This is a genomic window from Enteroscipio rubneri, from assembly GCF_002899715.1.
GTDB classification, from domain to species: Bacteria; Actinomycetota; Coriobacteriia; order Coriobacteriales; family Eggerthellaceae; genus Enteroscipio; species Enteroscipio rubneri.
Map to the genome: position 1 here is coordinate 182441 of NZ_PPEK01000002.1, position 15120 is coordinate 197560.

The window sequence follows — 15120 nt, forward strand, 5'->3', positions numbered from 1 at the left end:
CATGAGCGCAGAAGCAAAGGTTGTGTTCCAGCGCCCGCACGCGCTGCTTCCCGTGGTGACGAACTACTGTCCCGGATGCCCGCACGGCATCGTGCATAGGCTTGTGGCTGAGTGTATCGACGAGCTCGGCGTCGAGGGGGACACCGTGGGCATCGCCCCGGTGGGCTGCGCCGTCACTTCGCCGGACTTCTTCGGCTGCGACATGATCGAGGCTGCGCATGGGCGCGCGCCGGCGGTCGCAACGGCCGTGAAGCGCGTGCACCCGGACAATGTGGTGTTTGCCTACCAGGGCGATGGAGATCTCGCCTCCATTGGCATGGCTGAGACCATCCATGCGGCCACGCGCGGCGAGAACATTACGGTCATTTTCATCAACAACGCCATCTATGGTATGACGGGTGGTCAAATGGCTCCCACAAGCCTGCCGAACCAGGTGACGCAGACCTCGCCCTACGGGCGCGATGTGGCGACGGCGGGCTATCCTATACGTGTGTGCGAGCTTTTGAGCTCGCTCGACGGCGTGGCCTACCTTGAGCGCGTGACCGTCGACTGTCCCAAGAACGTGCGCAAGGCGAAAAAGTCCATCATGAAGGCGTTCCGCAACCAGGTGGACGGCGTGGGATACTCGCTCGTTGAGGTTGTGTCCACCTGTCCAACGAACTGGGGCCTCACGCCGCAAGATTCATTCGATTGGATGCGCGAGAATATGCTTCCGTACTACCCGCTGGGCGTGTACAAAGATGTCGTAGCCGACGGCTTCGCCAACGCCGCCGAAGCGGCCGCAGCGCGCAATGCGGACTGTCCGGTTGCGCACCCTGCGACGGAAGGGGGCCTGCGATGAGCCGCACCATGAACGCCGTTCTCGCCGGCTTCGGCGGCCAGGGCATCCTGTTCGCCGGCAAGATCATCGCCATCGCGGGACTCATCGAGGATCGCGAGGTGTCGTGGCTGCCCTCCTATGGGCCCGAGATGCGCGGCGGTACCGCGAACTGCAGCGTGTGCGTGGCCGACGACCCCATCGGCAGCCCGCTCGTGCTGCGTCCTGACGTGCTCGTGGTCATGAACCAGCCCTCCCTCGACAAATTCGAGGGTAGCGTGCAGCCTGGTGGCATCGTTGTAGCGGACTCGACGCTCGTACAACGCATTCCCGCCATCCCCAACGTGAAGGTATGCGCCGTGCCCGCGACGAAGCTCGCCGAGGAAAACGGCTACAAGGCCCTTGCGAACGTGATTCTGGTGGGCAAGCTGTTCGCGGAGACGCACTTCTGTTCCGAGGAGACCATTCGTGCCGCCGTCGAGCAGTGCGTACCCGCCAGCAAGAAAGCGAAGCTGCCGTCTAACCTCGCGGCACTGGAGATCGGCATGAACGCGTAGGGTTCATTTTCTGCAGACGGACCTGCGAGCAGGACGGGTGAAAGGACGAACATGGTAGCTGAACTTGTCGAGATCGGCCTGCGCATCCAAGGCTTGCGCGAGGCATGCGATGTGACGCGCGAGGAGATGGCGCGCGAGTTGGGCGTGCCGCTTGAGAAGTACATCCACTGGGAAGAGACGGGCGACGATGTGCCCATCTCTGCGATCTATCATATGGCGCATCATTTTGGCGTTGAATTCACCGAGATCCTCACAGGCACAGCGGCCAAGCTGGACACCTATCAGGTTGTGCGCAACGGCGAGGGACGCGAGGTCGATCGCTATCCGGGATATCATTTCGAGGATCTGGCCTGGCGCTACTCGGGTAAGATCATGCAACCGCTGCTGGTGGTGCTCGATCCCACCGACGAGCCAGCGAAGCTCGTGACCCACACCGGTCAGGAGTTCAACTTGGTGCTGGAGGGCACGGTCGTGGTCACGTGGGCGGACAAAGAGTTCGAATTGAACGCCGGCGACAGCATCTACTTCAATCCCGAGCATCCGCACGGGCAGCGCTGCGGTGGCGATGTGCCCGCCAAGTTCGTAACCATCATTGCGGAGTAAGATCCAACATGCGAGTTCGGGACGGGAGGCGGCCAGGGGTGCCGTGCTCGAACGGTCCTGAGCTCGCGCGAAAGTTCCCACAGAGGCTTTCGGCTCGTGCGGAACTGCGCACGGCGCCCTCGCCCCCTCCCGTCCCGGCGTGCCGGTTCGGTTGACCAGAAGCGATGGTGAGAACTTGTCGGGCGGTTCTTGAGCCCTTTTGCAGACCTGCGAGATGAGAGAGAAAGATACGATCGTGAACCATATCCTGAAAAAGTACTGCCCTCGCATCGAGTTCGACTCCTACGAGGACTTCTTCGAGAACTTCCAGATAAACGTGCCCGAGGCGTTCAACTTCGGCTTCGACGTGGTGGACGAGTGGGCGCGCGTCGAGCCCGGGAAGCGCGCGCTCGTGTGGTGCGACGATCACGACCATGAGCGCACGTTCACGTTCACCGACCTGTCGCGCCTGTCGAACCAGGCGGCCAACGCATTTCGCAAGCTCGGCATCGGCAAGGGCGACGTGGTGATGATGATCCTGCGCCGCCGCTGGGAGTATTGGGTGTGCGCCGTGGCGCTGTGCAAGCTGGGTGCTACCATCATCCCGGCGTCGTTGCAGCTCACGAAGAAGGACATCGCGTACCGCGCCAACTCTGCGCAGGTGAAGATGATGGTGTGCGTGGACGATGACTACGTGTGCACGCAGACCGAGGAGGCGCTGCCCGAATCGCCTTCCATTGAGAACCGCATCATCGTGGCGGGCGAGCGCCCGGGCTGGACGCCGTTCGACGAGCTGATCGTCGGCGAGTCCGACGAGTTCGAGCGCCCGTGCGGCGAGGCCGGCGTCACGAGCAAGGACACCATGCTCATCTACTTCACGTCGGGCACCACCGGCATGGCGAAGGCTGTGTGCCACAACTTCGCGCATCCGTTGGGACACATCATCACGGCGAAGTACTGGCAGCAGGTGGAGGAGGACACGCTGCACATGAGCGTGACCGATTCCGGCTGGGCGAAGTTCGGCTGGGGCAAGATCTACGGCCAGTGGATCGCCGGCGCCACCATCTTCGCCTACGACATGGACAAGTTCGTGCCCACGAAGCTGCTGCAGAAGATTCAGGACTACCGGCTGACCACGTTCTGCGCGCCGCCGACGATGTACCGCTTCATGCTGCAGGAGGACGTGGGCGCCTACGACCTGTCGAGCGTGCACAACTTCGCCACGGCGGGCGAGCCGCTGAACGCCGAGGTGACCATCGCGTGGAAGCGCCTGACGGGCAAGAACATCCGCGAGGGCTTCGGCCAGACCGAGGGCCCGGTGCTCCTGGCCACGTTCCCGTGGATCGAGCCGCGCCCGGGCTCCATGGGCAAGCCCTCGCCGCTGCTGAACATCAAGCTGCTCGACGAAGAGGGCATCGAGGTGCCCGACGGCGAGGAGGGCGCCATCTGCGTCACGGGCCTCAAGGAGGCGTACCCGCCGGGGCTGTTCACGGGCTACTACCGCGAGCCGGAGCGCACGCGCGAGGCCGTGGGCGGGGAGTACTACAACCTGCACGACATGGCGTGGCGCGACTCGGACGGTTACTGCTTCTTCGTGGGCCGCAACGACGACGTGATCAAGTGCTCGGGCTACCGCATCGGCCCCTTCGAGGTGGAGAGCGCGCTCATCGAGCACGACGCCGTGGTGGAATGTGCCGTCACGGCCGCGCCCGACCCCATCCGAGGCAAGGTGGTGAAAGCCACAATCGTGCTGGCAAAGGGTTGGGAGCCGAGCGACGAGCTGGTCAAGGAGCTGCAGAACCACGTGAAGAAGACGACGGCGCCGTACAAGTACCCGCGCATCGTCGAGTTCGTGGACGAGCTGCCGAAGACCATCGGCGGCAAGATCAAGCGCAAGCTCATCCGCAACAACGACGGCATCGAGGACTAGCGAGAGGGCGCCTGCGGGCGCCCCCAGCGCTGGCGGCGCATTTGTTTTCGAACCCAACGTTCCGACTCCTTCTTCGCCATGACGGAGGGGCTGCGCGTCGCAAGGATGATTCAGAAGGCGCGTTTCGGGGACGAAAACTGTACGCTTCGGGCGACAATGCACGCACGTGGCTGTAAGAAGGGCGGATGATGAGGGATTCTGTGGAAATGTTCGCCTTGTTCAAGGATGTCGTACGGTCTGACGAGCGGATTCGCACCATGACGTTGGAAGGGAGTCGCGTTAACCCCGCCGTGACACCCGATGCGTGGCAGGATTACGATCTTACGTTCTTGGTGACGGACGTGGGGAGCTTCACGCGCTCCGATGAGTGGCTCGCGCGTTTCGGTGACATCGTGCTCATGCAGAAACCGGAGGCGATGGAGCTGTTCCCGCCCGATTTCCCCACAGGGTGGTTCTCGTACCTCATGTTGTTCTCGGATGGAGTGAAGATCGACCTCACCCTGATTCCCTGCGAGGATTGGGGCGAGTATTTCGCGTCGGACTCGCTGATCCGCGTGCTATACGACAAAGACGGGATCTGCCCGTCGCTGCCTGAACCGACGGATGAGCGGTTCTGGTTGCAAAAGCCGCCTTCGGCGCATGTCCGCGATTGCGCAAACGAGTTCTATTTTGCTTGCACGTATGCGGCGCGGGGGCTGCTGCGCGACGAGCTGCTATTCGCGAATTGGACGTTCGAGCAGATCTTGCGCATCGAGCTGCTACGGATGCTCGAGTACGTTGCCGGAACGCGCAACGGCTTCCCGCTGAACACGGGCAAGCACGACAAATGGCTGCCCCGGTTCTTGACGGCCGACGAGCAAGCGGGCCTGCTCGCGACGTACCGACTCGATTCTGTCGACGCGACATGGAATGCTTTGCGCTCGGCGATGGACCTGTTCGAGCGCGCCATGGTGGAGACATGCGACTCGCTCGGCTACGATCGTCCGGACGATGGCTCGAAAACGTCAGTGTACATCGACGCACTGGAGGGCCTTCAATAGCCTGCTGCGCATGTCGGCTGCACGTGCGCTTGCGTTTCCGCCTGCCTATCGGAAGATGGTATTGTCGAACGCGTACTCGGCGCATATCGCCCTCGTGCGCTTCCTCCTACGATCATGCAACAATGCGAGACGGGCGCTATCATGCGCGAATCGAGCCGGGTAAGGTTGATCTGTCAAACGACCAAGGCCGCCACGCGGCGAGGTGGCGAATTAGGAGGACGCATATGGCAAACCTGCAGAGTCCGCGCGATACGATCGCGCTGCGCAACGGATACGAGATACCCTGCATCGGATTCGGCACGTGGAAGATGCCGGATGGCGAGACGGGTTTGGAAGCTGTTCATCAAGCGCTTTCTGACGGCTACCGTCACATCGATACGGCGGCAGCCTACGATAACGAGGAAACAGTGGGTAAGGCGCTCGCCACGGCGGGTATCCCGCGCGAGGAACTGTTCGTCACCACGAAGGTGTGGAACTCGGACCGCGGTTATGATGCGACGCTCAAGGCGTTCGAGGAGTCGCGCAGGAAGCTCCACCTTGACTACGTAGACCTGTACCTCATACACTGGCCGGCGGCTCGCGGCGCCGATGCCGACTGGCAACGCACGAACCAGGAGACGTGGCGTGCGCTCGAGACGCTCTACCTCGACGGCAAGGTGCGCGCCATAGGCGTGAGCAACTTCAAGCCGCACCATCTGGAGCCTCTTATGGATGCGGCTGAGATTCTGCCCATGGTGGACCAGATCGAGCTGCATCCTGGTTGCAACCAGCAGGTCACTCGCGAATTCTGCAATCGCCACGACATCGTGGTGGAGGCATGGTCGCCGCTCGGGAGTGGGCGGGTGCTCCAGAACCAGCTGCTTATCGACATCGCGGCCAGTTACGGATGCACGGTGGCGCAGCTGTGCCTGCGCTGGTGCTTGCAGCGTCGCGCTATTCCGCTGCCGAAGTCGGTCGATGCTGGCCGCATCGCCGAGAATGCCCGTATCTTCTGGTTCGACCTCACCGACGAGGATATGCAGCGCATTGATGAGCTTGATCCGCTCGGGCAGTCCGGCCTCGATCCTGACACGGTCGACTTCTAACCTTCTTCCTCGCACGGGGCCGCCGAAAGGGCTACTATAGGATGGTTGCTACTTCGCGGGAAAGGCGGGCTGACGTGTTCCAGGATATAGAGCCGGATTCGTATTGCAACGATTTCGCTTGGGTCGAGCCGGACCCGGAGGATCGCGTCCTTGTCTATCGGGGGGCCTCCGTACTGGCGGCGCCTGCGCCTCGGGCCGATGCGGGCGCTGCGCCCGCATCGGCCGACCGGGTCGAGGGCGACACCGCGTCAAGCGCGCCTGTCGGGCAGACGCTCGTCTTCCCGACGTACGGCCTGCTCGAGGACGCGGGCGCGATCGGCCCGGACAGCGCTGAGGGGGGCATCGCCCGCGCGGATGGCGAGCATCCGTCCGCTCTCTTCCTGTTCACCGTGGGAGACGAGGCCTATTTCCGTTGCGAGGTGGACGACGAGGCGCTCGATGAGCTACTGTCGGATGCGTCCGCCGGGGATTCCGATCGTGCGCCGGCATGGCGGTTCGTGCCGATCTCCGAGCTGCGCGACCACGGCTCGCGCAGCCGCGCGTTCGCGGGCTTCGTGGGCTACGAGTACGATTCCTGGTACGTGACGAGGCGCTTCTGCGGGCGTTGCGGCGCTGCGCTCGTCCACGACCTGGTCGAGCGCATGGTGCGCTGTCCGCAATGCGGCTGCATGGAGTTCCCCAAGCTGTTTCCCGCCGTCATCGTGGGCATCGTGGATCGTGAAACCGATCGCGTCCTGGTGTCGCGTTACGCTGGGCGGGAGTACAAGCGCTACGCACTCATAGCCGGCTTCTGCGAGATGGGCGAGACCGTCGAGGAAACGGTGCATCGCGAGGTGAAGGAGGAGGTGGGCCTTGCGGTGAAAAACCTGCGCTACTACCGGAGCCAGCCGTGGCCGCCGTCCTCCTCGCTGCTGTTCGGCTTTTTCTGTGATCTGGACGGCAGCGATGCGATAACGCTCGACGAACACGAGCTCGAGCATGCCGAGTGGCTTGACCGTGCCGATCTGCCTGCCGACGACGGTCACTCGCTCACGCGCGACATGATGCGAGTGTTGCGCGAGCGCAGCGAGGAGCGCTTCCCTGCGACTTCCTTGCCCTTCTGAGGGGCGAGGCCCCGTTGGTCGAAGGTGCGTTCGGATAGCCGCTTAGCGCGTTCTGACCGCGGCATCCGTCAGAGCGCATGTCGCGCAATCGTGGGGGGTTCGCTAGTCCTGCTTCCGTCTGCGGGAACTTAGCTGGTAGCTAATGTTTTGCGAAGTGCGTTCTTATACCCTTTGTTCAGGTTCTCAATGAATGTAACGAACAAGGAGGAACAATGAAGAAGCGTTTCGCAATGATGGCGGCGGCCTGCGCCGTCGCAGGGTGCCTGGGCATGTTCGGCTGCTCGTCGGGCGGCTCGGAACCGGAGGCTACTGATCAGCCTGAAGAGCCGCAGCAGGCATCGAAGGCGGAGGAAGCTCCGGCCGAGGAGGCGAAGTATGCGGTCACGATCGACGACTGCACGACGACGACGGACTACTCGGGAAAGTCGGCAATCGTGGTGACGTACACGTTCGAGAACGCTTCGGACGAGGCACAGAGCTTCATGGTGGCCATTTCGGCGAAGTGCTTCCAAAACGGCGTGCAGCTGGACACCGCCATCGTTGACGACATCGATGCGCAGAGCACCATGAATGACGTCAAGCCTGGCGCCTCCACGACGGTCCAGCAGGCCTACCTGCTTGACGACCAGTCCGATGTGACGGTGGAGTGCTCCGAGCTTATCAGCTTCGATAACGAGATCCTCGCCGAGAAGACGTTCTCGGTCGCGTAGGTGTTGATGCGGCCGTCTCGTGCGGGCAAACTCCTCACGAGACGGTCGCGCCATCTGATACCATGCATTCCAAGCCAAAGAGAAGAAGAAGGAAGCGCCGCGTGGAAGAGCCTTTGACCGACGAGCTGCTCGACGAGCTTCTGAGCGCACCCGATCCCCAGACGTTTGCCAATGCGCGCAATATCGGTGTGCGGAGCATGTCCGACTACCTGCAGCAGCTCCTCGATGAGAAGAGCCTCGTACGCGCCGAGGTCATCCGACGTGCGGGGCTGAACGAGACGTTTGGCTATCAGATTTTCATGGGACAGCGCGGCGCCTCGCGCAACAAGGTCCTGCAGCTAGCGTTCGCAATGAAGCTTACGCTCAAGGAAGCGGATCGGTTGCTGCAGGCCGCGGGTGTCAACGAGCTGTACTGCAAGAACCGTCGCGATGCCATCATCATCTTCTGCCTCGATCGAGGATACGATCTGCAGAAGACTGACGAAGAACTCTATCGGTTCGGCGAAGACACCATCTGCTGAACGCGTCGCTCGTGCATTCGATCGATGCTCGTGACGCGCGTTCGCTCGCGTTTCTGCTACCATGAACCTATGATGCTGGATGAGCTTGCAGAACATCTCAATGCCCTTCAACGCGATGATTGCTATCGCGTCGACGCCGTATTGAAAGAAAGCCCATACGAGACAACCGAGCGCGTGTACTTTCGCGGTGAGAACGGCGCCGAGCTCGGGCCGTTCGTCCGCAAGAGCATCGACCGCGACGCTGGCCTTGGCGGCGCTTACGAGCGCATCCGGGACGCGCAACGCGCCGGTCGGCGCTTCGAGCACCTTCCGCTCATCATCGATTGCTACGATGTGGGAGACCGCCTGGTCGTCATCATGGAGTACGTGGCGGGGGAGACGCTCGCCGACATCGTCTATCGCAATGATCCATCGATAAGCTTGGCCCGCGATGTCTTTCCGCGGCTTTGCGACGCTGTTGGCGAACTCCACGAGGGCTTCGACGTACCGCTCATCCATCGCGACTTGAAGCCATCGAACATCATGTTATCGCGCGACAGCATGACCATCATCGACCTCGGCATAGCGCGCGCGTTCAAAGAGGAGTCCGACGAGGACACGCGGCATTTCGGCACGCGCGCCTACGCGCCGCCGGAGCAGTTCGGCTTCGGACAGACCGATGTGCGCAGTGACGTGTACGCGCTTGGCATGCTGCTGTACTTCTGCCTGACCGAAAAAACGCCTGACGCGAAGGCACGCAGGGAGGGGTACGCTTCGGAGCATGTTCCAGAGCCGATGCGCCAGGTGATCGCTCGCGCCGCGGCGTTTGACCCCGCGGATCGTTACGCCGGAGCCGCCGAGGTAAAGCGCGCCTTTCTCGAGGCCGTCGCGCGCAGTGCGCCTGCACCGTGCGAGGTGTCTGAGTCGCAGGAACCCGTTGCTCCCTCGCCGGAGTCCCGCGTTCCAGCGGCCGCCGTCGGTGCGCCGATGCCGGCATACGCCGCGCGCCCGAGCGTCGCCGCGTTCGCCTCCTCGCCTCGCACGGGATTGCTGGCCCGTATCCCGAACAGGGTCGGAATTATCTGGGATATCGTTCTACTCCTCGTATTCATACTGTTTTTCGTCGTTACCACGGAGATGGTGTTCGCTCCGGAGCCTGGCGCGAGCGGGGCGGCGGCACCGCTTCCTCTGCGTGCATTTTCCTATTACGCGCTTTTGTTTATGCTGGTAAGTCCCATCCTCTACCTGCTCGCCGACCGTCGGCCCCTGCGCAGGCTCCTGCCGCCATTACGCGCCTGCACGCTCAAGCGCGAGCTTGTCGTATGCATCTTCATTATGATCGTAGGCTTTTTCGCCGTCGGCATTTCGAGCCAGTTCTTCCCACCGGTCTAACGGCCCTCCCACGCGCGGGTTACGTTCCCATCCGCCTGCTTTTGTTCTCATGCGCTGCGTCTAGAGTAGGTCGGACGGTGCGCGCCGTGGCGCGCGACGACCGAACCTGGAAGGAGCCGCTGCATGGGAAACGAGGTGAAGGAGCCGAAAGGCGCGCGCATGGAAACGAAGGGCAGCGCCGCGCCGGAGCCGCGCAGAGCCGTTGAGGGGGCGCGGACCAAGCATCCGCCATCAAAGCATGCTGCCGCTTTCGAGATGGCGCCAAATGACGGCTCGGACATACCGAGAAACTCATCGCAGCAGTTCAAGCGCGTGCTCACAGTCCCTGATCTCATCGTGTATGGACTCATCTTCATGGTGCCGATCGCGCCTTTCGGCATCTACGGCGGCGTGTTCCACGACTCCGGCGGCATGCCCGCCCTTGCGTATCTCGTAGGCACGGGAGCTATGGTATTCACAGCGCTCTCGTACTCCATGCTCATCAAGGAGTTTCCTGCATCTGGCTCGGTGTACGCCTATACGACGCGCGGAATGGGCAAGGGTATCGGCTTCGTGTCAGGCTGGACGCTGCTGCTCGATTACATCCTCTCGCCGGTGCTCCTATACGTTGTGGCGTCAACGGCGCTCTCGGGCATCGTACCCGAAGTGCCAGCGTGGGCGTTCGCAGTGGCCTTTGTCGTGTTCAACACCTTCGTCAATGTGCGGGGCGTGCAGCTCGCCAATGTCGTGGACAAGGTCGCGCTCGTGCTCGAGATCCTCGTGCTCGCTGTTTTCGTCGTGCTCGCCGTGCGTTGGCTCGCCACTGATCCCGCATCGCACGGCTTCACGCTGGCCCCGCTGTACAATCCCGAGACATTCGATCCGGCCGTCGTGGCCAGCGCGGCGTCGCTTGCGGTGCTCTCGTTTCTGGGCTTCGATGGCATCGCAACCTTGTCTGAGGAGGCCAAGGACGGCCGGCGCGGACCCGGTCGCGCCATGATGGCCTCACTCGCCATTATCGGCACCTTGTTCGCTCTGCAGACGTATCTGGCGGGATGCGTGAGCCCTGACGGCGCAGTGTTCGCGAGCGACCCGAATAATGCCTTCTACCTGGTCGCGCAAGTGGTGGGCGGACGATGGCTCTACGTGGTATGCGCGATTGCGACCGCGCTTTCGTGGGGTATTTTCACGGCGCTTGCCGCGCAGACAGCCGTATCACGCATCCTGTTCGCGATGGGCCGAGATGGGAATTTGCCGCGGCCGCTTGCGAAGATCCATCCGAAGTACCGCACGCCTTACGTGGCCACGCTGTTCGTCGGAGTGTTTACGCTCGTGGTCGTCCTGACGTTCGGGCAGCTGGGCACCGACACTATCTCGCTGTTCGTGAACTTCGGCGCGCTCACCGCGTTCTTGCTGCTACACGTGACCGTTATCTGGTACTTCTTCATCAAAAAGCGCGATGGGCGGTGGGGCGCGCATCTGCTCGTGCCTCTGGCCGGCCTGCTCGTCATCGGCTATACGTGGCTCGGCCTGGACATCCAGGCGAAGATCCTCGGTCTGGCATGGATGTCGGCGGGCATCGTCTACTACGTCGTGCTTCGCTACGTATTCAAACACGATGTGAAGGTGGGGGATTAGGCGGGATGGGTCGGCCTGGCCGTGGAGGGCCCCCTGGCGTCGTGCGCACGGAGGACGTCGGGTGCCGATGCGATCCGTCGGGGTACGGGAAGGGCGGCACGCCGCTTTCGCAGCGGTTGCTTGCCGTTTTCGGCCTGATAGCGTGCGCGGCATCCTTCGGCGTGCTCGCATTCACATCGTGCACGTTCGTGCAAGCGGCTTTCGCAGGCGCCGCCGGCCCGGCGTCGGCCACCATCTTCATCGCGCTCGTCGCCTCCTCCCTCGCTTCAGGCGCGTTGTTCGCGCTTCTGGCGGCGCGGTTGTTCGCGGGAAGATGCCTGCATGCGGAACGCCTCGCATGGATTTTGGTGGTTCTTTCCGTGCTGCAGGCCGTCGTCACGCTCATGTTGTACGGACTGACGCCGCGTCATGCGGGGTTCCTCGTCCAATTCGTCGTCGCTGCGACGGTGGCGAGCTACTTCGATCCGCTGCTCGCCCATGAGCGTACCCGTTGGCGCGAGCGCGAACGCGGGACGACGGGAGGGTTTGAGCCTCCTCATGGAGGCAGTGCGCGAAACGGCGAGGAAGGGCAGGACGGCGGGCATGGATTTGTCAAGCTCAACTTCTTCAACCTGTTCTGGGTGTTCTTCATATGCAGCATAGCTGGTCTCGCGGTAGAGACCGCCTACCACTTCCTCGTCGTCCAACCCGGCCACTACCAGGACCGGGCAGGTCTTTTGTTCGGACCGTTCTCGCCCATCTACGGGTTCGGCGCAGTGCTCATGACGGTGGCGCTCAATCGTTTCCATGGCAGGAGCGTCGTGCTGATTTTCCTGGTGAGCGCCGTCATCGGAGGTGCGTTCGAGTTCGTGGTCAGCTGGATCATGCAGTTTGCTTTTGGGCTTGTGGCTTGGGACTACTCGGGCACGTTCCTGTCCATCGACGGGCGAACCAACGGCATGTTCATGGCTATGTGGGGCGTGCTGGGGGTGTTGTGGGTCAAGCTTTTCCTGCCGCTCGTCCTGCGGCTTGTCAGGCTCATACCCTGGCGGTGGCGTTACGGGGTAACGGCGGTGTGTGCTGCACTGCTGCTGGTCGACGGTATCATGACCGTGCAGTCCGTCGACTGCTGGTACGAGCGCGAGGCCGGTGCGCCCATCGATACGCCGGTTGAGCGGTTCTATGCAGAGCATTTCGACGATGCCTACATGCAGAGCAGGTTTCAGTCGATGTCGATGCATGTCCACGAAGCGGCTCGCGTCGATCGCTAAGCCTCTGCTGCCGTCCTATTCGCAGGCGCTCGACGGTCGGCTACGCGCTAGGCGCGGAGACGGGGCAACGCTTGCGTATCGGTTTGCCGGTCGAGCGGATGCTGGCTCGCGGCCGTGCGCGCAAGAGCGTACAATAAAATCAGCCTGTCGTTTCGAAAACGGCGGGAGTCCATCCGCGGAAGGAGCCTCCAATGAGCATCGTAGCCGCTTACGTCGTCCCTCATCCGCCCCTCATCGTTCCATCGGTTGGCCGCGGTCAGGAGCGTGCCGTTTCGGAAACCGTCGCCGCCTACGAGGAGGTGGCGCGTCGTATTGCCGCGCACGCCCCCGACACCATCGTCGTCGTCTCGCCCCATGCGCCGCTTTTCAGGGATTGCTTCCATGTATCCACCGGCGACGCCGGCCGTGGGGACATGGGGCGGTTCGGCGCGTGGGAAACGTCCATGACCGTGCCCTACGACGCGGCTTTCGCCGCATCGGTGGCCGCCTGCGCCCGCAAGCACGGCGCGCCCATCTGCGGCAGCGGCATGGCCGACGGCGAGCTCGACCACGCGACGTTCGTTCCGCTCTCCTTCGTGAACGAGGTCTACAACGGTTATCGACTCGTGCGCGTTGGGCTTTCGGGTCTTGCTTCTGAAGCGCACCGCGCGCTCGGCCGCTGCATCGCGGAGGCCGCAGTCGATTTGCATCGGCGCTGTGTGCTCGTGGCCAGCGGCGATCTGTCCCATCGACTCAAACCAGACGGGCCGTACGGCTACGCGCCCGAGGGTCCCGTATTCGACAACGATGTGACGGCTCTCCTCGATGCGGGCGATTTCGAAGGCCTTTTCAAGTTTAACGAAGCTTTCCTCGAGGAGGCCGCGGAGTGCGGGTTGCGCTCGTTCCAGGTGATGGTTGGAGCGCTGGAAGGGCTTCCCGTCACGCACGAGCTGCTGAGCTACGAGGGGCCCTTCGGTGTGGGGTACGCCGTGGCGGCGTTCGAGGTCGAGGGCGTGCAGGGCGACGGGGCCGTAGCGGCGGGGATCGACGAAGAGGCCGACGCCCGCGCGTCGGACGATAGAGCGGCGCAAGGCGCCGTCGACCCGTATGTCGCGCTGGCGCGCGCGAGTGTCGAGGGCTACGTGCGCACGGGTCGCCCCATCGCACGGCCCGATGGCCTGCCTCCAGAACTCGTCGAAAGCCGCGCAGGCGTGTTTGTATCGCTGCACGAGGACGGCGATCTACGAGGTTGTATAGGCACCATCGAGCCGACAACCGGGAACGTGGCCGACGAGATCGTCCGCAATGCCGTTGCCGCGGCCGTCGAAGACCCGCGTTTTCTCCCGGTGCGCGCCGACGAGCTGGATGCGCTCTCCTATTCGGTGGATGTGCTGTTCACACCTATGCCCATCGCCTCCGTCGACGAGCTCGATCCGTCGCGCTACGGCGTGATCGTGACGAAGGATACGCGGCGCGGCCTGCTGCTGCCGAATCTCGACGGCGTAGACACGGCGGCCGAGCAAGTTGCCATTGCCAAGCGCAAGGCGGGCATCGATCCTGCCGACTCCGACGTTGCGCTCGAACGTTTCGAGGTGGTGCGCCACGAGCGGGGAGGCGGCCCCCGCCGTGGATGAAGATTGCAGGAACCGCGGACGAGAAAGCATACGCGCAGACGAGTCCCGGACGGTCTGCCCGGTCTGCCCGCATGCCTGCTCCCTGTCGGAGGGGCAGCGCGGGCTTTGCCGCGCGCGTATTGCCCAAAGCGGGGAGGTGGCGAGCGAGAACTACGGCCGTCTTACCTCCATCGCGCTCGATCCCATCGAGAAGAAGCCGCTCGCGCGCTTTCGGCCCGGCGCGTTCGTGACGTCGGTGGGGTCGTACGGCTGCAACCTGCACTGCCCCTTCTGCCAGAACGCTTCCATCGCCTGTGCAGGACTCGACGACGTCCGATGGCGCTTCGTGGCGCCCGAGGCGCTCGTCGATCTTGCTGTGCGCACGCGCGGCAGCATCGGCATCGCCTACACCTATAACGAACCGTTCGTGGGCTTTGAGTATCTGCGCGATACGGCCCGCCTGGCGCATGATGCTGGCTTGGCGAATGTGGTTGTGACGAACGGCATGGTGAACGAGGGACCGCTTCGGGAGGTGCTGTCCCTCATCGATGCGGCGAACGTCGACCTCAAGGGGTTCTCGCAACGCTTCTACGACATCGTGGGCGGCGATTTGGAGACGGTCGAACGGACGATCCGGCTCATGGCCGCCTGTCCGACCTGTCATCTGGAGGTGACGACGCTCGTCATTCCCGGCATGAACGACGACGAGCGCGAGATCGAGGAGGCGGCGGCATGGCTGGCCTCGATCGACCCGTCGATTCCGTACCATCTCACACGCTTCTTTCCCTGCCATCGCATGGCCGACAAGCAGCCCACGCCGCTTGAGGCCCTTCGATCGCTGGCCACGGTTGCGCGCCGTCATCTTGACGACGTGCTGCTGGGAAACTGCTGATGACTAATGCGGCGCCACAGCTTGCTCTGTGACCGTCCGAGGCAGCGCGGGGC

General features: G+C 63.1%; 14 protein-coding genes. All 14 read left to right on the plus strand.

The genetic code is table 11. The annotated features are described in order from the left end of the window. The first annotated feature begins 1 nt into the window (after position 1). Positions 2-841, plus strand: a complete 840-nt coding sequence (locus tag C2L71_RS03585; protein ID WP_103264416.1) for a thiamine pyrophosphate-dependent enzyme — start codon at positions 2-4, stop codon at positions 839-841. Beyond that, on the plus strand, positions 838-1374 hold the full coding sequence (locus C2L71_RS03590) for a 2-oxoacid:acceptor oxidoreductase family protein (protein WP_103264417.1): 537 nt from the start codon (positions 838-840) through the stop codon (positions 1372-1374). The genes C2L71_RS03585 and C2L71_RS03590 overlap by 4 nt, the downstream gene beginning before the upstream one ends. Before the next feature lie 51 nt (positions 1375-1425). Next, complete coding sequence (locus C2L71_RS03595) at positions 1426-1977, plus strand: helix-turn-helix domain-containing protein (RefSeq protein ID WP_103264418.1); 552 nt, start codon at positions 1426-1428, stop codon at positions 1975-1977. A 235-nt stretch (positions 1978-2212) separates the two neighbouring features. Next, positions 2213-3886: an AMP-binding protein gene (locus tag C2L71_RS03600; protein WP_103264419.1), complete on the plus strand. Its 1674-nt coding sequence runs from the start codon at positions 2213-2215 to the stop codon at positions 3884-3886. Between the two features lie 185 nt (positions 3887-4071). After that, positions 4072-4926 carry an aminoglycoside 6-adenylyltransferase gene (locus tag C2L71_RS03605; RefSeq protein WP_103264420.1) on the plus strand — a complete coding sequence of 285 codons (855 nt, stop codon included), beginning with the start codon at positions 4072-4074 and terminating at the stop codon, positions 4924-4926. A 224-nt stretch (positions 4927-5150) separates the two neighbouring features. Continuing rightward, positions 5151-6011: an aldo/keto reductase gene (locus tag C2L71_RS03610; protein ID WP_103264421.1), complete on the plus strand. Its 861-nt coding sequence runs from the start codon at positions 5151-5153 to the stop codon at positions 6009-6011. A 74-nt stretch (positions 6012-6085) separates the two neighbouring features. After that, complete coding sequence (gene nudC, locus C2L71_RS03615) at positions 6086-7114, plus strand: NAD(+) diphosphatase (RefSeq protein WP_204600451.1); 1029 nt, start codon at positions 6086-6088, stop codon at positions 7112-7114. Between the two features lie 212 nt (positions 7115-7326). Next, positions 7327-7824, plus strand: coding sequence for a DUF5067 domain-containing protein (locus tag C2L71_RS03620; protein ID WP_103264423.1), 498 nt, complete (start codon positions 7327-7329; stop codon positions 7822-7824). A 101-nt stretch (positions 7825-7925) separates the two neighbouring features. Next, complete coding sequence (locus C2L71_RS03625) at positions 7926-8345, plus strand: transcriptional regulator (protein WP_103264424.1); 420 nt, start codon at positions 7926-7928, stop codon at positions 8343-8345. Between the two features lie 30 nt (positions 8346-8375). Continuing rightward, a complete protein-coding gene (locus C2L71_RS03630) occupies positions 8376-9716 on the plus strand; it encodes a serine/threonine protein kinase (RefSeq protein ID WP_157938921.1) in 1341 nt (446 codons plus the stop codon). A 123-nt stretch (positions 9717-9839) separates the two neighbouring features. Next, the gene (locus C2L71_RS03635) at positions 9840-11333 is read left to right on the plus strand and encodes an APC family permease (RefSeq protein ID WP_239926284.1); all 1494 of its coding nucleotides are present in this window, start codon (positions 9840-9842) and stop codon (positions 11331-11333) included. A gap of 41 nt (positions 11334-11374) precedes the next feature. Beyond that, complete coding sequence (locus tag C2L71_RS03640) at positions 11375-12583, plus strand: putative ABC transporter permease (RefSeq protein ID WP_239926286.1); 1209 nt, start codon at positions 11375-11377, stop codon at positions 12581-12583. A gap of 191 nt (positions 12584-12774) precedes the next feature. Beyond that, a complete protein-coding gene (gene amrA, locus C2L71_RS03645; RefSeq protein ID WP_103264427.1) occupies positions 12775-14196 on the plus strand; it encodes an AmmeMemoRadiSam system protein A in 1422 nt (473 codons plus the stop codon). Then, positions 14189-15067 (plus strand): AmmeMemoRadiSam system radical SAM enzyme, encoded by an 879-nt coding sequence (amrS, locus tag C2L71_RS03650; RefSeq protein ID WP_239926288.1) that lies wholly within the window; start codon positions 14189-14191, stop codon positions 15065-15067. Before amrA ends, amrS begins: the two co-directional genes overlap by 8 nt. Positions 15068-15120 lie beyond the last annotated feature (53 nt).